This is a genomic window from Blastococcus sp. TF02A-26 (assembly GCF_003319125.1).
GTDB lineage: Bacteria > Actinomycetota > Actinomycetes > Mycobacteriales > Geodermatophilaceae > Trujillonella.
The window spans coordinates 1-16872 of the sequence record NZ_QOHG01000029.1; the positions used below are offsets into that span (position 1 = coordinate 1).

Annotated in this window: 17 protein-coding genes; 10 read left to right on the plus strand and 7 right to left on the minus strand. The window is 75.5% G+C overall.

All coding sequences use genetic code 11. The features are described 5' to 3' along the window. Positions 1-122: 122 nt before the first annotated feature. From DQ240_RS22045 to DQ240_RS22055, 3 genes are read right to left on the minus strand one after another with little or no spacing between them, the layout of a single operon-like run. Positions 123-746, minus strand: a complete 624-nt coding sequence (locus DQ240_RS22045) for an alpha/beta family hydrolase (protein WP_113841862.1) — start codon at positions 744-746, stop codon at positions 123-125. Beyond that, on the minus strand, positions 743-1414 hold the full coding sequence (locus DQ240_RS22050; RefSeq protein ID WP_113841863.1) for an HAD-IA family hydrolase: 672 nt from the start codon (positions 1412-1414) through the stop codon (positions 743-745). Before DQ240_RS22050 ends, DQ240_RS22045 begins: the two co-directional genes overlap by 4 nt. Next, positions 1411-2085: a DedA family protein gene (locus tag DQ240_RS22055; protein WP_113841864.1), complete on the minus strand. Its 675-nt coding sequence runs from the start codon at positions 2083-2085 to the stop codon at positions 1411-1413. Before DQ240_RS22055 ends, DQ240_RS22050 begins: the two co-directional genes overlap by 4 nt. A 70-nt stretch (positions 2086-2155) precedes the next feature. Here DQ240_RS22055 and DQ240_RS22060 point away from each other — a divergent pair, with 70 nt between their 5' ends. Then, positions 2156-3454, plus strand: coding sequence for an amidohydrolase family protein (locus tag DQ240_RS22060; RefSeq protein ID WP_113841865.1), 1299 nt, complete (start codon positions 2156-2158; stop codon positions 3452-3454). 42 nt (positions 3455-3496) lie between these two features. Here the strand turns inward: DQ240_RS22060 and DQ240_RS22065 are convergent, their stop codons facing one another. After that, positions 3497-4312, minus strand: coding sequence for an MBL fold metallo-hydrolase (locus DQ240_RS22065; RefSeq protein WP_113841866.1), 816 nt, complete (start codon positions 4310-4312; stop codon positions 3497-3499). 149 nt (positions 4313-4461) lie between these two features. Here DQ240_RS22065 and DQ240_RS22070 point away from each other — a divergent pair, with 149 nt between their 5' ends. The 6 genes from DQ240_RS22070 (at position 4462) to DQ240_RS22095 (ending at position 11440) form a co-directional block, all read left to right on the plus strand. After that, positions 4462-6330: a cation:proton antiporter gene (locus tag DQ240_RS22070; RefSeq protein WP_113841867.1), complete on the plus strand. Its 1869-nt coding sequence runs from the start codon at positions 4462-4464 to the stop codon at positions 6328-6330. Positions 6331-6361: 31 nt separating this feature from the next. Continuing rightward, a complete protein-coding gene (locus DQ240_RS22075) occupies positions 6362-7876 on the plus strand; it encodes a TldD/PmbA family protein (protein ID WP_113841868.1) in 1515 nt (504 codons plus the stop codon). After that, positions 7873-9261, plus strand: a complete 1389-nt coding sequence (locus DQ240_RS22080; RefSeq protein WP_113841869.1) for a metallopeptidase TldD-related protein — start codon at positions 7873-7875, stop codon at positions 9259-9261. The genes DQ240_RS22075 and DQ240_RS22080 overlap by 4 nt, the downstream gene beginning before the upstream one ends. 152 nt (positions 9262-9413) lie before the next feature. Then, positions 9414-9716 (plus strand): hypothetical protein, encoded by a 303-nt coding sequence (locus DQ240_RS22085; protein ID WP_113841870.1) that lies wholly within the window; start codon positions 9414-9416, stop codon positions 9714-9716. 47 nt (positions 9717-9763) lie between these two features. Continuing rightward, positions 9764-10237, plus strand: a complete 474-nt coding sequence (locus DQ240_RS22090; RefSeq protein WP_113841871.1) for a hypothetical protein — start codon at positions 9764-9766, stop codon at positions 10235-10237. Between the two features lie 186 nt (positions 10238-10423). Beyond that, positions 10424-11440 (plus strand): C40 family peptidase, encoded by a 1017-nt coding sequence (locus DQ240_RS22095; RefSeq protein WP_113841872.1) that lies wholly within the window; start codon positions 10424-10426, stop codon positions 11438-11440. 27 nt (positions 11441-11467) lie between these two features. Here the strand turns inward: DQ240_RS22095 and DQ240_RS22100 are convergent, their stop codons facing one another. Further along, a complete protein-coding gene (locus tag DQ240_RS22100; protein ID WP_113841873.1) occupies positions 11468-12037 on the minus strand; it encodes a YdeI family protein in 570 nt (189 codons plus the stop codon). Next, positions 12034-13068 carry a uroporphyrinogen decarboxylase family protein gene (locus DQ240_RS22105; RefSeq protein ID WP_113841874.1) on the minus strand — a complete coding sequence of 345 codons (1035 nt, stop codon included), beginning with the start codon at positions 13066-13068 and terminating at the stop codon, positions 12034-12036. Before DQ240_RS22105 ends, DQ240_RS22100 begins: the two co-directional genes overlap by 4 nt. An 84-nt stretch (positions 13069-13152) precedes the next feature. Here DQ240_RS22105 and DQ240_RS22110 point away from each other — a divergent pair, with 84 nt between their 5' ends. From DQ240_RS22110 to DQ240_RS22120, 3 genes are all read left to right on the plus strand, one after another. Next, a complete protein-coding gene (locus DQ240_RS22110) occupies positions 13153-13731 on the plus strand; it encodes a gamma carbonic anhydrase family protein (protein WP_113841875.1) in 579 nt (192 codons plus the stop codon). Between the two features lie 105 nt (positions 13732-13836). Further along, positions 13837-14364: a SigE family RNA polymerase sigma factor gene (locus DQ240_RS22115; protein WP_113841876.1), complete on the plus strand. Its 528-nt coding sequence runs from the start codon at positions 13837-13839 to the stop codon at positions 14362-14364. Beyond that, the gene (locus tag DQ240_RS22120) at positions 14364-15713 is read left to right on the plus strand and encodes a hypothetical protein (RefSeq protein ID WP_113841877.1); all 1350 of its coding nucleotides are present in this window, start codon (positions 14364-14366) and stop codon (positions 15711-15713) included. Before DQ240_RS22115 ends, DQ240_RS22120 begins: the two co-directional genes overlap by 1 nt. Before the next feature lie 18 nt (positions 15714-15731). On the opposite strand, the gene DQ240_RS22125 is transcribed toward DQ240_RS22120, so the two are convergent. Next, entirely contained in the window at positions 15732-16796 is a 1065-nt protein-coding gene (locus tag DQ240_RS22125; RefSeq protein ID WP_113841878.1) for a low specificity L-threonine aldolase, read from the minus strand. Between the last annotated feature and the right edge of the window lie 76 nt (positions 16797-16872).

Consider the following 16872-nt stretch of genomic DNA (forward strand, 5'->3'; position numbering starts at 1 on the left):
CTCCGGAGCTCGTGGAATGGGTGCCTTCAGCAGCTCCACTCCACGTCCGGAGGTCCTCCCCGAACAAGATCAATCAGATCGTGTCGTCACACGTCCTCGACCAACGTCTCCGGTCAGTACAGCTAGCGGGGGTGGACCTCGTCGAGCCAGGCCAGCGCGGCGGCGGCGACGACGTCCGGGTTCTTCTTGAGCGAGTGGTCGCCGGGCACCTCGTAGACCGACGCGGTCCGGCGGCCGGCCAGCGCGGCGGCGACGGCGGCCGGTGCCCCGAAGGCGTCGGTCTCGCCCTGGACGACGACCAGCGGGACCTCCACCGCCGTCAGCTCCTCGGCCCGGCTCTTCTCCGGCCGGCCCGGCGGGTGCAGCGGGAAGGCCAGCGTCAGCACGCCGTCCGCCCCGAGGGCCGCCGCCGTCCGGCAGGCGACCCGGGCGCCGGCGCTGCGGCCGCCGAACACCACGGGGCCGGAGAGCCGGTCGTCGGCGCGCAGGGCGCCGAGCACCGCCGTCCACCCCCCGTCCAGGCGCGCCGGGGCCGGGGCGATCCGCTTGCCGGCGACCCGCCAGGGCTGCTCGACCCGCAGGACCCGCCAGCCGGCGGCGACGACGTCGCGGGTCACGGCCGCGAGGTCCGCCGACTCCACGCCCCCGCCGGCCCCGTGACCGAGCAGCAGCGTGCCGTGCGGTGACCCCGCCGGCTCGTCGGCGAGGACCCGTGCCGGGCCGAGCGGGGTGGGGACCTCCGTCATGCGGCGGGGAGGGCGAGCAGTGCGTCGACGGCGCCGCCGAGGTCCTCGGCCACGATCGCGGCCGGGTCGTAGACCGCGGGATAGGTGCGCTCGGCCCGCGGGAACCAGGCGCCGGTGAGGCCGGCCCGGATCGCGCCGTGCACGTCCCAGCCGTGCGCGGCGACCAGCGCCATCCGGGCGGGCTCCACGTCGCAGATGCCGGCGGCCCACAGGTACACCTCGCGGGCGGGCTTCCACGCGCGGATGACCTCGCTGGACAGCGTCCGCTCGACCAGCGGCGAGATCCCGCCCCGCTCGAGCCCGGCCTCGGCGACGCCGGGGGAGCCGTGCGACAGGGTCACGACGCGGACGCCGGCCTCCCGCAGACGGCGCAGCGCCGGCTCGACGTCGGGGTGCGGCCCGAGCTCGAGGAAGGTGTCGGCGAGCCGTCCGCGGTCGGCGGCGGAGAGGTCGGTGAGCTGGGCGAGGGCGGCGTCGAAGGCGTCGCGGAACCGGCACCACGTCCCGGCGGTCGCGGCGGCGAAGCCGGTGAGCAGGGTCCGGGCGAAGACCGTGGACAGCAGGTCGGGCGCGAGACCGTGCTCCACCAGGCCGGCGCGGACCGGGGCGAGGTCGAGCAGCGTCTCGTTGACGTCGAGGGCGACGACCCGCGGGCGGGTGGGCGTCATGCCTGGTCGCGCTCGTCCACCGGCAGGTCGGCGCCGGCGTCGCGCGGACGGCGGAGCTTGCCGGTGGCCTTGCGGTAGACGAACCACGCGACGGCGCCCACGACGACGGCGACGACGACGTAGTCGAGGTAGTGCAGGTTCGCCTCGATGAAGTCGCGGGCCAGCCAGCCGAGGGTGACCAGCAGGGTGTTCCAGATCAGGCTGCCCGCCGCGGTGTAGAGCAGGAACTGGCCGAACGGCATGCGGACGACGCCCGCCGGGACGGAGATGAAGCTGCGCACGATCGGCACCATCCGGCCGAAGAACACCGCGGCACGGCCGTGCTTCTCGAACCACTCGAAGGTCTTGTCGACGTCCTCGGTCTCGACGAGCGGCAGCCGGTCGAGGAAGGCGTGCGACCGGCGCGGTCCGAGGGCCCGGCCGACGTAGTAGAAGAAGATCGCGCCGAGGACCGAGCCGATCGTCGCGAAGAGGACGACGAGGAAGAAGTCCCACGGCGTGTCGATGAGGACGCCGGCCGCGCCGAGCACCGCCTCGCTGGGGATCGGCGGGATGACGGTCTCGAGCAGGATGCTGAAGCCCACCCCGAGCGGTCCCAGCGTGTCGACGAGGTCCAGGAGCCAGGCGGTGATCCCACCCTCGTCGGAGGCGGCGGCGGCGAGGAAGGACATGCCCCCACGGTAACGGCGGCATCACGGGTGTCGGCCGACCCGGCGGGACGCGTGGGGCTAGCGTGCCGCCATGCGCCAGCGTTTCACCGCCCGGGCGGTCGTCGTGGGGGACCGGTCCGGCACGGTGGTGCCCGGCGGGGTGGTCGACGTCTCCGACGGCCTGGTCACCTGGGTCGGGCCCGCCGCGGACGCCCCGCCGGCCGAGGACGTCGAGTCCGTCGCCGTCCCGGGGGTGCTGCTCCCGGGCCTGGTGAACGCCCACTCGCATGCGCCGATGGTGCTGTTCCGCGGCCAGGGCGAGGGGCTGCCGCTGGACCGGTGGCTGCAGCAGGTCATGTGGCCGCGGGAGGCGCGGCTCACCCCCGACGACGTCGAGGTCGCGATGACGGCGGCGTCGGCGGAGATGCTGCGCGCCGGTGTGACCACCAGCGTGGAGATGTACTTCGAGCCGGAGCGGATCGCCGCGGCGGTGGGCCGTACCGGGGCGCGCGCCGTGATCGCCGCGCCGATGGTGCCGCTGCCCGGGATGCCGCCCCTGGAGGAGCAGCTGGCCGCCGCCGTCGAGCTGGCCGCGGGGGCGCCATCGGACGGGACCGTCGAGTACGGCCTGGGGCCGCACGCGGCCTACACCGTCCCCCTCCCGCTGCTGCGGCAGGCGGCGGAGGCCGCGCGCGAGCACGGGATGCTGCTGCACCTGCACGTCGCCGAGACCGCGACCGAGGGCGCGGACCTGCTCGCCGCGCACGGGCTCTCGGTGCCCGCGCTGCTGGCCGCGCACGACGTGCTCGGCGGCCGGGTGCTCGGCGCGCACTGCGTGCACATGGACGACGCCGACCTCGAGCTGTGGCAGGAGTACGACGTCGCGGTGGCGCACTGCCCGGCCAGCAACGCCAAGCTGGCCAGCGGCGTCGCCCGGCTGCGGGACATGCTCGACCGCGGCATCCGCGTGGGGCTGGGCACCGACGGGCCGGCGTCCAACGACGGGCTCGACCTGCTCGCCGACGCCCGGCTGGCCGCCCAGCTGGCCCGGCTGCGGAAGGCCTCGGCGACCGCGCTGCCCGCCGCCGAGGCGCTGTGGCTGGCGACCGGTGCGTCGGCCGACGCGATCGGCCGGCCCGACCTCGGCCAGGTCGCCGTCGGCCGGCGGGCGGACCTGGTGCACGTCGACACGCGCGACCTGGGCTTCGAGCCGGTGGGGGACCCCGCCGACCTGGTCACGCACCTGGTCTGGTCGGGCGCCTCGCGGCTGGTGCGCGACGTGTGGGTGGGCGGCCGGCAGGTCGTCGCGGACGGCGTCGTGACCTCCGTCGACGCCGACGCGCTGCGGGCCGACGTCGCCGCTCGCGCCGCCCGCCTCGCCGGCGCCTGAGCGGAGTCGCTGGAGGGCGGCTTCCGCACTCGAGCGACTCCGCTACGGGCGGAGGGAGATGGTCTCGCCGCGGCTCACCGGGCGGAGCTCGCCGGGCACCCGCCGCTCGGCCACCTCGCGGACGAAGTCGCCCAGCGGTGAGGCGAACCGCGAGTAGTCGTCGAAGTGCACCGGCACGGTCACCGGTGGCTTCAGCAGCTCGACCAGGTCGGCGCCCTGACGGCCGTCCATCGTCACCGTGAAGCCGAGCGCCTTCGTGCCGCCGAGGTGCGGGATCAGCACGTCGAGCGGGCCGCACCGCTGCAGCACCTCGGCGAGGTAGGGGCGGAAGAGCGTGTCGCCGCTGATGTAGGCGCGCCAGCTGACCTCGCCGCCCCGCACGAGCTCGAGCACGCTGCCCATCACCGGCGGCAGCACCTTCGCCAGCAGGCCGGGACCGTGCTCGCCGGGCACCGACGTGATCCGCAGCGTCTCCTCGCCGCGGGTGATCTCGTGCCGCTGCCAGGGGGTGAGGTCGAGCGTCTGCCCGAAGCCCCGTCGGGACAGCGCCTTCGCCGCCTCCTGCGTGGTGACGACGGGCGTGCCCTTGTCGAGGGTGCGGGTGGCGATCCGGTCCCAGTGGTCGGCGTGCAGGTGCGACAGCAGGATCGCGTCGAGCGCGGGCAGCTGGGTGGGCTCGATCGCCGGATCGGTCAGGCGCGTGGTCCACAGGCCCTTGCCGAGGTAGGCGCGCTGCCCGCGGCGGAGGAAGTTCGGATCGGTGAGCAGGGTGAACCCGCCGATCCGCAGCAGCGTGGTGGCGTTGCCGCCGAAGGTCAGCGTGACGTCGTCGGCGGGGGACGGCGGGGCGGCGGTCATGGGTCGCTCCTACCCCCGGGGAATGCGCCGGACGCGCCGCGACTTGCCGCTGGCCGGACACCCGGCCGCCGTCGACGGTCGCGGCCGGCACTGGGCAGGCTGTGCGGGGACGTCGACCGGTGCCCCCGCGGCGGTGAGGAGGAGCAGGCGTGGAGCTGACCGCCGTGCTGGTCGGCCTGGTGATCGCCGTCGGGGTGATCGCGGGGTTGTGCGACCGATGGGGATGGCCGACCCCGCTGGTGCTGGTCGTCGCCGGGGCAGCCGCCTCGTTCGTGCCCGGCGTCCCGGACGTGCAGCTCGAGGCGGACGTCGTCCTGTACGGCGTCCTCCCGCCGCTGCTCTACGCGACGACGGCCCGCACGTCGCTGTTCGACTTCAAGCACAACAAGCTGAGCATCGTCCTGATGTCGGTGGTGCTGGTCGTCTTCACCACCGTCGTCGTCGGCGCGGTGACCTGGCTGCTGCTGCCCGGCGTGGCCCTCGCCGCGGCCCTGGCGCTCGGCGCGGTCGTGGCGCCGCCCGACGCCGTCGCGGCCTCGGCGATCGGCCGGCGACTGGGCCTGCCCCGGCGGGTGGCGACCCTGCTGGAGCACGAGAGCCTGGTGAACGACGCGGCCGCGCTCATCGCCCTGACCGTCGCGGTCACCGCGCTCACCGAGGCCCCCTCCGCGCCCGAGGTCGCCGGCGAGTTCGTCTGGGCCGTCGTCGGTGCCGTGCTCGTCGGCGGGCTGGTCGCCGCGGTGCTCGCCGTCGTCCGGGCGCGGCTGCGCGACCCCGTGCTCGACACCCTCGTCTCCTTCGTCGCCCCCTACCTGGCCTTCCTGCCCGCCGAGGAGGTGCACGCCTCCGGCGTCCTGGCCGTCGTCGTCACCGGTCTGGCGCTGGCCCAGCTGTCCCCGAAGGTGCAGACGGCGTCCGCGCGGGTGACCGAGGCGATCACCTGGCGGACCGTCGCGTTCGTGCTGGAGAACGCGGTGTTCCTCGTGATCGGCATGCAGCTGCCGGGCCTGCTCTCCGGCCTGGAGGAGGCCGGGGTCAGCGGCTGGCGGGTGACGCTGGTCTGCGCCGGCGCCCTGGTGGCCACGATCGCCGCCCGCTTCGTCTTCGTGTTCGGGACGGCGGCCCTGCTGCGGGCGGGGAGCGCGGGGATGCGCCGCCAGGTGTGGAGCACGCCGGTGGCCGGGCTGGTGTCCTGGGCCGGGATGCGCGGCGTGGTGACCCTGGCCGCGGCCCAGCTCATCCCCGAGGACCTGCCCGAGCGCGACGTCCTGCTGCTCGCGGCCTTCACCGTCGTCGTCGGCACGCTGCTGATCCAGGGATCGACGCTGCCGTGGCTGGTCCGCCGCGTCGGCCTGCCGCCGCCCGACCCGGCCGAGGACGCCCTGCAGGCCGCCGAACTGGGCGACGCCGCCAGCGCCGCGGGCCTGCGCCGGCTGGCGGAGCTCGTCACCGGCGACGAGCCCGACGGCGTCGTCGAGCGGCTGCGCGACCGGTCCGAGGCCCGGTCGCACGCCGCGTGGGAGCGGCTGGGCCGTCCGCTGGCCGACCAGGAGACCCCGTCGGCGACCTACCACCGGCTGCGGGTGGAGATGCTCGCCGCCGAGCGCGACGTGATCGTCCGGGCCCGGGACGAGGGGCGGGCGCCGGGCGAGGTGCTGACGGCGGCACTGGCGGCGATCGACCTCGAGGAGTCGCTGCTCGACCACAACGAGGAGCTCGAGGAGCTCGAGCGCGACCGGGCCCTGGCCCCGCGCCCCGCCGAGCCCCGCTGCGAGCACCTTCGGACGGCGCCGGTGGGGGAGTCGCACCCGGCGGCGGCCTGCCAGGACTGCCTGGTCGAGGGGACGACGTGGGTGCATCTGCGCACCTGCCTGACCTGCGGGCACGTCGGCTGCTGCGACTCCTCGCCGCGGCGGCACTCCCGGGCGCACTTCGGCGCGGAGGGGCACCCGGTCGTCGTCAGCGCCGAGCCGGGCGAGGCGTGGCGCTGGTGCTGGGTGGACAGCGAGCTCGGCTGAGGGCGTCGGCCGCGGCTGGTAGACAGGGGTCGTGGCCGGACCCCGCGACGTCGATGCGTCCTTCCTCGCCCTCCCGCTCTCCGCGCTCACCGAGGCGGCGCTGACCCGCGCGGTCGACCTCGGCTGCGAGCACGCCGACATCCGGGTGGAGCGGATCCGCACCCAGTCGATCAGCCTGCGCGACGCCCGCCTGGAGAGCCTGGCCGACGGCGAGGACCTCGGGCTGGCCGTCCGCGTGGTGCACGAGGGCACGTGGGGCTTCGCGGCGGGCGTCGTCCTCACCGCGGCCGAGGCGGTCCGCCTGGCCGAGGAGGCCGTCGCCGTCGCGCGGGTCTCCGCGCCGCTGAGCACCGACCGCGTCGAGCTCGCCCCCGAGCCGGTGTACCCCGACGCCGTCTGGGTCTCGGAGTACGAGATCGACCCGTTCGCAGTCGCCGACGCCGAGAAGACGGCGCTGCTCACCGAGCTCTCGGAGCGGCTCATGGCCGCCGACGGCGTCGAGCACGTGCAGTCGAGCTGCACCGCGGTCAAGGAGCAGAAGTACTACGCCGACACCGCCGGGACCCGCACCCGGCAGCAGCGCGTGCGCATCCACCCCGCGTTCACCGCGCTGACCGTCGACCGTGCGACCGGCGCCTTCGAGAGCATGCGCACGCTGGCCCCGCCGGCCGGCCGTGGCTGGGAGTACCTCACCGGCGGCTCCCACGACTGGGACCGCGAGCTGGCCGAGATCCCCGAGCTGCTGCGCGAGAAGACCAAGGCGCCCAGCGTCGAGGCCGGCCGCTACGACCTCGTCGTCGACCCCTCGAACCTGTGGCTGACCATCCACGAGTCGATCGGTCACGCCACCGAGCTCGACCGCGCGCTGGGCTACGAGGCCGCCTATGCGGGCACCTCGTTCGCGACCGTGGACAAGCTCGGCTCGCTGCAGTACGGGTCGGAGATCATGCACGTGACCGGCGACCGCACCGCCGTCCACGGTCTGGCCAGCGTCGGCTGGGACGACGAGGGCGTGCAGGCCCAGCAGTGGGACATCGTCCGGGACGGCGTCCTGGTCGGCTACCAGGTCGACCGGAACATGGCCCGCCTGCGGGGCATGGAGCGCTCCAACGGCTGCGCGTTCGCCGACTCGCCCCAGCACGTCCCGGTGCAGCGGATGGCGAACGTCTCGCTGCAGCCGGCCGCCGGCGGGCCCTCCACCGAGGAGCTGATCGCCGGCGTCGAGCGCGGCGTCTACGTGGTCGGCGACAAGAGCTGGTCGATCGACATGCAGCGCTACAACTTCCAGTTCACCGGCCAGCGCTTCTACCGGATCGAGGGCGGGAGGCTGGCCGGGCAGCTGCGCGACGTCGCCTACCAGGCGACCACGACCGACTTCTGGGGCTCGATGCGCGCGCTCGGCGGGGAGCAGACCTACGTGCTGGGCGGCGCGCTGAACTGCGGCAAGGCCCAGCCCGGGCAGGTGGCGCCGGTGTCGCACGGCTGCCCGTCCGCCGGGTTCGAGGGCGTCAACATCCTGAACACGGTCCAGGAGGGCGGGCGATGACGGCCTACCGCGCACAGGAGCTCGTCGAGCGGGCGCTGGCCGCCTCCACCGCCGACGGGCAGGTCGTCTACGTCGTCGACAGCTCCGAGGCCAACCTCCGCTGGGCCGGAAACAGCCTCACGACCAACGGCGCGATGCGCTCCCGCCAGGTCGTCGTCATCTCGTTCGTCGACGGCGGCGCGGGGATGGCGGCCGGCACCGTCGCCCGCTCGGGCACCCCGGACATCGCCGAGCTGGTCGCCGCCAGCGAGCAGGCCGCCCGCGACGCCGGACCGGCCGAGGACGCCGTCCCGCTGGTCTCCGACGTGCCCCCCGGCGCGGGCGACTGGGACGCCGACCCGGCCGAGACGTCGATCTCGGTCTTCGAGGAGTTCGCGCCCGCTCTCGGCGCCGCCTTCGGCCAGGCCCGCGGCCGCGGCGACCTGCTGTTCGGCTACGCCGAGCACGCGATGTCCACCACCTACCTCGGCACCTCCACCGGGCTGCGGCTGCGGCACGACCAGCCGACCGGCCGGGTCGAGCTGAACGGCAAGAGCAGCGACCTCAGCCGCTCGGTCTGGGCCGGCGTGGGCACCCGCGACTTCCTCGACGTCTCGGTGGCCGGCCTGGCCGCCGAGGTCGAGCGCAAGCTCGCCTGGTCGCAGCGCAGGGTGGAGCTGCCGGCGGGCCGCTACGAGACGCTGCTCCCGCCGTCGGCGGTCAGCGACCTCATGATCTACGCCTACTGGACGATGGAGGCCCGGGACGCCGACGAGGGCCGCAACGTCTTCGCCAAGCCGGGCGGCGGCAGCCGGATCGGCGAGCGGCTGGCCGCACTGCCGCTCACGCTGCGCAGCGACCCGAGCGCCCCCGGCCTGGAGACGGCGCCCTTCCAGGTGGTCGGCGGTTCGTCGGGCGCGGCCTCGGTCTTCGACAACGGCATGGCGGTGCCGGCCGTCGACTGGATCCGGGACGGCGTCCTGACCAACCTGGTGCGGCCCCGGGCGTGGGCGCTCAAGACGACCGCGCCCGCCACGGCCGCCGTCGACAACCTGATCCTCGAGGACCCGAACGCCACGGCCAGCCTCGAGGAGATGGTCGAGTCCACCGAGCGCGGTCTGCTGCTGACCACCCTCTGGTACATCCGCGAGGTCGACCCGCAGACGCTGCTGCTGACCGGCCTGACGCGCGACGGCGTCTTCCTCGTCGAGGGCGGCGAGGTCACCGGGGCGGTCAACAACTTCCGCTTCAACGAGTCCCCGGTGGACCTGCTCGGCCGGATCACCCAGGCGTCGCGCACCGAGCGCACCCTGCCGCGGGAGTGGAACGACTGGTTCACCCGCGCGGCGATGCCGGCCGTCCGCGTGCCCGACTTCCACATGAGCTCGGTGTCGCCCGCCAGCTGACGCGGGTGGGACTCGTGGGACCCGTGCGGCGCCGCGGGCGGAAACCGCTTCAGTTACCGCCTCCTCGTGCCGTCTAAACACGGTGCGGGGATATTTTTCCCCGGAACGTGCACGCGGGCCCCTGGCGGGGGCTGTCGAGGGGAGCGGTCCCGATGAGCAGGTCGCAGAAGCCGTCGGTGTTCCAGATCGGGCAGGTGTGGGACGACGGCCGCACCGTCGTCGTCTCGGGCTGGGGCCTGGGCCTGTGCGCCACGGGCTGCACCTGCCACCGCCACCCGTCCGCCGGGCACCTCGCCATCGACGAGGACCAGGCCGCCGGCCGGCTGGGCCTGGTCAGCTACCGCGAGGGCGGCTGCGACTGCTGCGAGGCGTGGACCGCCGACGAGCTCGCCGCCGTGATCCGGGACTTCGAGCACGTCTCCTCGCTGGAGGCCCAGGAGCCCCTGGCCGGCTGAAGGACCCCGGTCCGGTTCCCGGGTCGGCCTGCGGGTAGGGCGTCCCCATGCTGGGACGCGCTGCTCTGCGAGGTGCACTGGCCGGGTTGGCCGGCACCGCGGCCATGACGCTCGCCGAGAAGGCCGAGCAGCAGGTGACGCACCGGCCGGACAGCTACGTGCCCGGCCGGACCCTCACCGCCCTGACCACCGGGCGGCGGCTCCCCGAGCGGGCACGGCCGCCGGTGCGCAACCACCTGATGCACTGGGGCACCGGCGCCCTCGTCGGGGCGCTGCGGGGCGTGTGGTCGGCCAGCGGGCTGCGCGGCTGGCGTGCCTCGGCCTGGCACACCTCCGTCCGCCTCGCCACGGACCAGACGCTCGAGAACGCCACCGGCGTCGGCTCGCCGCCGTGGACCTGGTCGCGGCAGGACCAGGTCGTCGACATCGCGGGCAAGGCCATCTACTCGTTCGTCACCGGAGCCGTCGCCGACCGGCTCGTCCCGCCCGCTCCGGACCGCCGCGGCGACCTCTGGCGCTGACGCCCGGCCGGGGCTGCTGCGGCCTCCGCCACCTCCCGGGACGGGTGTGACGCCCGAGGTCGGACGACAGCTCCGGGCTCCGCGTGCCCTCCTCACGTGTCAACACGTCGTCCTTACCGTGCGTGTTGACGCGCGACCTGCCACCTCTTCCCCGCCGGCAGGTGCGGAGCACACGAGGAGCTGACGATGCAGCGCAATCGGACGACGAGCCGCCGGTGGGCCGGTGCCGTGCTCGCGGCCGCCGCAGCCGTCGCCGTGGTGCTGGGACCGACCGGCGCCACCGCCGCGCCCACCACCGCCGCGGAGGCGGCCGACCTGGTCGCCCAGGCCGGCCAGGAACTCACCGTCCTCGACGAGCAGGTGCACGAGGCCGAGGTGACCGTCGCCGGCCTGCAGCAGGCCGCAGCCGACGCGCGCGCCGCCGCCGACGCCGCGTACGCCGAGGTCGCCCGCTTCGAGCCGCAGCTCATCTCGATCGCGCAGACCGGCTACACCTCCGGACCCACCTCGGGCGTGGCCGCGTTCCTCACCAGCGAGTCGGCCGAGGACTTCGTCCAGCAGATGACGACGCTGGACATGATCGCCGACCACACCGACCAGGTGCTGGGCGCGGTGTCCGCGGCCCGCCGGGAGGCCGTCGCCGCGCAGGAGCAGGCCGAGGCCGCCGCGGCACAGGCAGAGGCCGCGCTGGCCACCCTGCAGGAGCAGCAGGCGGCCGTGCAGGCGCGGGTGGACCAGTACGAGGCGGACTTCACCCGCCTGTCGGCCGAGGAGCGGGCCGTGGTGACCACGACGCTGGCCGGCCCCACGATCGCGCCGCCGCCCGTGGAGCAGGTCGTCGCCCGGGCCCCCTCGGCCGGCGCGGGCGTGATCATCGAGGCCGCCCTCGCGCAGGTCGGGGCGCCCTACGTGTGGGGTTCCTCGGGGCCGAACGGCTTCGACTGCTCGGGCCTGACGCAGTTCGCCTACGCCGCGGCCGGGGTCTCGCTGCCGCACTCCAGCCGGGCGCAGGCGGGGATGGGCGTGGCCGTGTCGCGCGCAGAGCTCCAGCCGGGCGACATCGTCTACTTCTACTCGCCGGTGAGCCACGTGGGCATCTACATCGGCAACGGCCAGATGGTGCACGCGCGGACCTTCGGGACCCCGGTCTCCGTCACCACCGTCGACATGCGCGGCTACGCCGGAGCGCGCCGCATCCTCTGAGGCATCCTGACGCGGACGGGGGCGGTCTCAGGGGCTCGCCTCCAGCGACGCCACCGCGGCGGTGATCCGCCGGGCGCGGGTCTGCGGCGTGGCCGCCGTGTGGACCCGCCAGAGCACGGAGTAGCGCTCCTGCCCGGCCAGCCGGTCGAAGGCGGCCCGCGCGCCGGGGACGGCGTCCAGGGCCGCGGCCAGGTCGTCGGGCACGGTCATGTCGGCGCTGCCGGGGTAGGCGCGCTCCCACCGGCCGTCCGCCTGCGCCGCCTCGACCGCCGCCAGGCCGGCCGGGCGCATCCGTCCCGCCTCCAGCAGCCGGCCGACGGCGGCGACGTTCTTCTGCGACCACACGCTGCGCGCCCGCCGCGGCGTGATGCGCTGCAGGTAGGTCGCCTCGTCCAGCCGGTTGGAGCGGCCGTCGATCCAGCCGAAGCACAGGCAGCTCTCCACCAGCTCGGGATACGTCACCGACGCGATGCCCGAGCCCTTCTTGGCCAGCCGCACGTAGATCCCCGGCGCGGTGTCACCCTCGGCCGCCAACCAGGCCTCGAACGCGGCCTGGTCGGGGAAGGCGAGCACCGGCAGATCGGTCGGCAGGGTCACCGGAGCTCGGCGCGGACCACCGCCGCCGCCTCGGCGAGCGAGCGCATCTTGCCGGCGGCCGACTCCCGCGGCAGGTACTTCAGGCCGCAGTCGCTGGTGAGCACCAGCCGCTCGACGTCGACGTCGTCCAGCGCCCGCCGGATCCGGTCGGCGACCACCTGCGGCGTCTCCACCTCCGGCGTGGAGAGGTCCAGGACCCCCAGCGCGATGCCCTTGCCGCGCAGCGGCCGCAGCTGAGCCGGGTCCAGGTGCGACTGCGCCGTCTCGACGGCGACCGTGTCCACCGGGGTGTCGGCCAGCTCGGGCAGGAACGAGTAGCCCTCCGGCCGCTCGGAGACCATCGCCGCGTAGCCGAAGCACAGGTGCAGGTGCACCGGCCCGGGGGCGCCCTCCACCGCGCGGGTCACCGCCTCCGCGCCGTAGCGCCGGGCCACCTCGGGCCGGGCCTGCAGCCACGGCTCGTCGATCTGCACGATGTCGGCGCCGGCGGCGAACAGGTCGGCGATCTCGGCGCGGACGACGTCGGCGTAGGCCAGGGCGAGCTCGCGGTCGTCGCCGTAGTGGTCGTCCTGCGACTGCTGGGCCATCGTGAACGGCCCCGGCACGGTGATCTTCACCGTCCGGTCGGTGTGCGCCCGCAGGAACCGGACGTCGTCGGCCTGGATCGGCCGTGGGCGGTTCACCGGGCCGACCACCCGCGGCACCGGGATGGACTTCCCCGAGCGGTTGAGCACGCTGCCCGGGTGGTCGATGTCGATGCCGTCGAGCGCGGTGGCGAAGTGGTTGGAGTAGGACTCCCGGCGGATCTCGCCGTCGGTGACGATGTCGAGCCCGGCGTCCTCCTGCGAGCGGATGGCCAGCAGCGTGGCGTCGTCCTGGGCGCCGGCGAGCTGCTCCGGGGCGACCCGCCAGATCTCGCGGGCCCGCACCCGCGGCGGGAACTGGCCGGCGAGCTTCTCGTGATCGACCAGCCACTCGGGCTGCGGGAGGCTGCCGACGATCGACGTGGGCAGCGGCGGCAGGGACGGCATGAGGGGCACTCCAGGGGACGGCGGCGTCGGGACCGAGTCTGCCGGACAGGTGCGCCGTCGACAGCGCTGTGCTGGGGTGGGCCCGTGGCGGAGAACTACATCGGCGAACTGGACTTCGGTGCCCCGCGGATCGACCCCGAGGCGTTCGTGGCGCCCACGGCGGTCGTGGTGGGCGCGGTGACGCTCGGTCCGCAGTCCAGCGTCTGGTACGGCGCCGTCCTGCGGGCCGACGCCGAGGTCATCGAGATCGGCGCCGGCTCCAACGTGCAGGACGGCAGCACCCTGCACTCCGACCCCGGCTTCCCGCTGGTGGTGGGGACGGGCGTCACGGTCGGCCACCGAGTCGTGCTGCACGGCGCCCGCGTCGACGACGACGTCCTGGTCGGGATGGGCAGCATCGTCATGAACGGCGCGCACATCGGCTCGGGGTCGATCGTGGCCGCCGGCGCCGTCGTCACCCAGGGCAAGCAGTTCCCGCCCGGCTCGGTGATCGCCGGGGTGCCGGCGAAGGTGGTCCGGCAGGCCACCGACGACGACCTGCTGCACATCCGCGGCAACGCGCTCTCCTACAGCGAGCGGCTGCCCTCGGCGCGCAAGGTGCGCCCGGTCGTGCGCGGGAAGCTCCCCGCCGCCGGGCACGCCCCCGGCGACGACGCCGACTAGCCCTCTGGGCGGATGGGTCACACCGGGTAACGAAGCGGTAACGCGGTCACCCGGAACGGCCGCCGGATCGCGTCTTAGGAGCGTGATTCGCCACCTGGGGGAGAGATGAGCGGCGACGGCTCGTTCGAGGCGTTCGTCGCCGAGCGGTCGACGGCGCTCCTGCGCACGGCGTACCTGCTCACCGGCGACCGCGGCCACGCCGAGGACCTGCTGCAGACGGCGCTGGTGAAGACCTACCGGCACTGGCACCGGCTGGTGAACCGGGAGGACCCGACGGCGTTCGTCCGCCGGGTCCTGGTCACCACGCACGCCGGCTGGCGGCGCCGGCTCCGGGTCAGCGAGTTCGTCTCGGCGACGCCCCTGCTGCGGGGGGAGACCGACGCCGGCTTCGACACCGGTGACCGGCAGGTCGTGGCGGCCGCCCTCGCGCAGCTCCCGCCGCGGATGCGCGCCGTCCTGGTGCTCCGCTACTTCGAGGACCTCTCCGAGGCCGGCACCGCCGAGGCGCTCGGCTGCTCGGTCAACACCGTCAAGACCCACACCACCCGCGGGCTGGCCCGGCTGCGCGAGCTGCTCGCCGTGCCGCCGACCCGGCCCGCTCCCTGCACCACCGGCTCCGGAGGGCAGCCCTGATGGACATCGAGACCCGTCTCCGCGACGACCTGGCCTCCCGGGCCACCGACATCGCCGCCGCCCCCGCGGACCTGTACGGCACCGTGCTGGCCGGTCACCGGCGGCAGCAGCGCCGGCGCCTCGGGGTGCTGGCGGCCGGCGCGTGCGCGCTCGTCGCCGCGGTCGCCGTCCCGCTCGCGGCCGGCGGGGACGGCGGCCAGGACCGCATCGGGCCCGGCTCGTCGTCCGCCCCGGCCCTGACCGCCGGCTACGAGCCCTACGCCGTGGCGCCGCGGGGCAGCCTCGCGGCCGATCCCGCCTACGTCGACGCCCTGCTGGGCACCCCGTGGAGCGGCGGCCCACCGGAGGAGACCCGGCACGTCGTGTTCGCCGGGGACGTCGGCGGCGGGACCTCCGCCCTGGTCATCGGCTACCGGGACGGCGGCTGGACCGCGCTGGACCTCCGGGGCCCGGCCGGGGCCGCCCCGGAGGACCTCGCGCCGGCCGGCGAGCCGCAGCCGGTCGACCCCGGGGCCTGGATGCAGATCACCACCGAGGACGCCGTCGTCGTCATCGCCCTGCCCGGGGACGCGATCGAGGTCTCGCCCCGACAGGAGCCCGGCCCGGACGGCGTGCCGACCTCGGCGCCGTACCGGCCGGTCGGCGACGCCACGGGGATCGCGGTGCTCGACGCCGTCGACCTCGGCGCCGCGGCCGTGCGCATCACGCGCGACGGCGCGGTGGTCCACGAGGGGCCGCTCGGCACCGCCCAGGCGGCGGCCGAGGGGGGCGTCGACGGCCTGGACCTGGGCGCGGCGCTCGCGGCCGCGGCGGGCGAGCCCGACGAGTCGCTGGTCCGCCAGCTCGTGGTCGGCGCCGCGGTGGCGGCCGGGGAGCCGGCGGGTGGACTCGCCGTCGAGGTGCTCTGGGGCGGGCCGATCGGGACGCGCGAGGACCCGGTGGACGCCGCCGTCGTCGCGGTCTCGCTCGACTCCGGGGTGCGGGTCCTGGTGGGCGGCATGGCGATGCCGGCCGCGGACGGCGGAACGGTCACCGGACCGTGCCTGCGCTCGTTGCTGCCCGCCGGTGCCGACCTCGCCGGGCAGGTGGTCCCGATGCGCTGCGACCTCTACGACCCGGCGGACGGCTCCCCGCTGGGCAGCCGGCTGGTCGTAGTGGCCCCGGACGGGACGGCGTCGGTGCGCCTGACCGGCGTCTCCGGGGCGGTCCTGGACGAGCGCGTGCCGGACGGGCCGGTGTCGGTCGGCCCGGCGCCCGAGGGGCTGGCCGCCGTGGCCGCGCTCGACGCGGACGGCCGGGTGCTGGCCGAGGCCCCGGTCGGCCGGATCGAGGGCCTGCCGCACGACTAGCCGGCGGCACGCCCGGGATCAGGTGCCGGCGAGGGCAACGACGGCGCTGCGGATCTCCTCGATCGACAGGGCGAGGGTGGCGTCGCCGACGGAGAGCTCGGTCTTCAGCACCGACGGGTCCGACGTCGTCTGCGCCTGCTGCCAGGTCCACAGCCCGCCCTCGGCCAGCCGCACGACCGCGGCCGTGAAGGCCTCGGGCGTCGTCTCCAGCAGCAGGTGCAGCATCGGCGTATCCGGCGGGTCCGGGACGACGCGCACGCCGGGCAGCTCGCGCACCGCGGCCGCCACCTCCCGGGCCCGCTCGAGATAGGCCGGCATGAGGGGCAGCCGTCGGCGCAGGCAGGTCAGCGCCGACGCCGCGCCCGGCCACATCCCGAACAGGGTGCCGCCCATCCGGCCCCGCCACTCCCGCACCTCGGCGACGACGTCGGCCGGGCCGGCCAGGCAGCATCCCGGCAGCGCGCCGATGCCCTTGTAGAAGCTCACGTAGACGGTGTCGAACAGGGCGGCGACCTCGGCCGGCGGGCGGCCGTAGCCGGCGGCCGCCTCCCAGAGCCGCGCGCCGTCGAGGTGGGCCGCCGCGCCGCGCTCGCGGGCCCAGGCCGCCTGCGCGGCCAGGTCGTCCCAGCCGACCAGCGGCCCGCCGATCTCCCGCTGTGGCAGCTCCACCACCAGTGCGGCCGGGGCCTCGGCGACGCCGTCCAGCTCCGCACGGGTGAGCAGCCGGGCGCGGTCGCCGACCGGCCGGCCGATGAGCCCCTGCACCCGCTCCAGGGCGCCGCCCTCGTGCAGGAAGAGGTGGCACTGGGGATGGGCGACGACGGTGCGCCGCCCGCGCCGGTCGGCGTGCACGCGCAGCGCCACCTGCTGCGCCATCGTGCCGCTGGGCAGGTACACCGCCGCCGGCATGCCGAGCAGCCCGGCGACCTCGGCCTCGAGCTCGGCGACCACCCCACCCGAGCCGTAGCGGTCGACCGCCGTGTCCGGCGGGATCGTGGCGAGCAGGTCGGCGGCCCGCACCGGGCCGTGGCCGGTCAGGGCCCGGTCGCAGGCGGCCCGCAGCGCGTCGAGGTCGGCGTCCACCCGGCCAGTCTGCCCCGGCCACGGGCGGCCGACCGGAGGATCCGGACGGCGCCGTACCGTCCTGGGCGACCGGTGG

Coding starts and splice junctions, on each gene's coding strand:
- DQ240_RS22045 (WP_113841862.1), bottom strand. CDS start 746: ATGACGGAGGTCCCCACCCCGCTCGGCCCGGCACGGGTCCTCGCCGAC.
- DQ240_RS22050 (WP_113841863.1), bottom strand. CDS start 1,414: ATGACGCCCACCCGCCCGCGGGTCGTCGCCCTCGACGTCAACGAGACG.
- DQ240_RS22055 (WP_113841864.1), bottom strand. CDS start 2,085: ATGTCCTTCCTCGCCGCCGCCGCCTCCGACGAGGGTGGGATCACCGCC.
- DQ240_RS22060 (WP_113841865.1), top strand. CDS start 2,156: ATGCGCCAGCGTTTCACCGCCCGGGCGGTCGTCGTGGGGGACCGGTCC.
- DQ240_RS22065 (WP_113841866.1), bottom strand. CDS start 4,312: ATGACCGCCGCCCCGCCGTCCCCCGCCGACGACGTCACGCTGACCTTC.
- DQ240_RS22080 (WP_113841869.1), top strand. CDS start 7,873: ATGACGGCCTACCGCGCACAGGAGCTCGTCGAGCGGGCGCTGGCCGCC.
- DQ240_RS22085 (WP_113841870.1), top strand. CDS start 9,414: ATGAGCAGGTCGCAGAAGCCGTCGGTGTTCCAGATCGGGCAGGTGTGG.
- DQ240_RS22090 (WP_113841871.1), top strand. CDS start 9,764: ATGCTGGGACGCGCTGCTCTGCGAGGTGCACTGGCCGGGTTGGCCGGC.
- DQ240_RS22095 (WP_113841872.1), top strand. CDS start 10,424: ATGCAGCGCAATCGGACGACGAGCCGCCGGTGGGCCGGTGCCGTGCTC.
- DQ240_RS22105 (WP_113841874.1), bottom strand. CDS start 13,068: ATGCCGTCCCTGCCGCCGCTGCCCACGTCGATCGTCGGCAGCCTCCCG.
- DQ240_RS22115 (WP_113841876.1), top strand. CDS start 13,837: ATGAGCGGCGACGGCTCGTTCGAGGCGTTCGTCGCCGAGCGGTCGACG.
- DQ240_RS22120 (WP_113841877.1), top strand. CDS start 14,364: ATGGACATCGAGACCCGTCTCCGCGACGACCTGGCCTCCCGGGCCACC.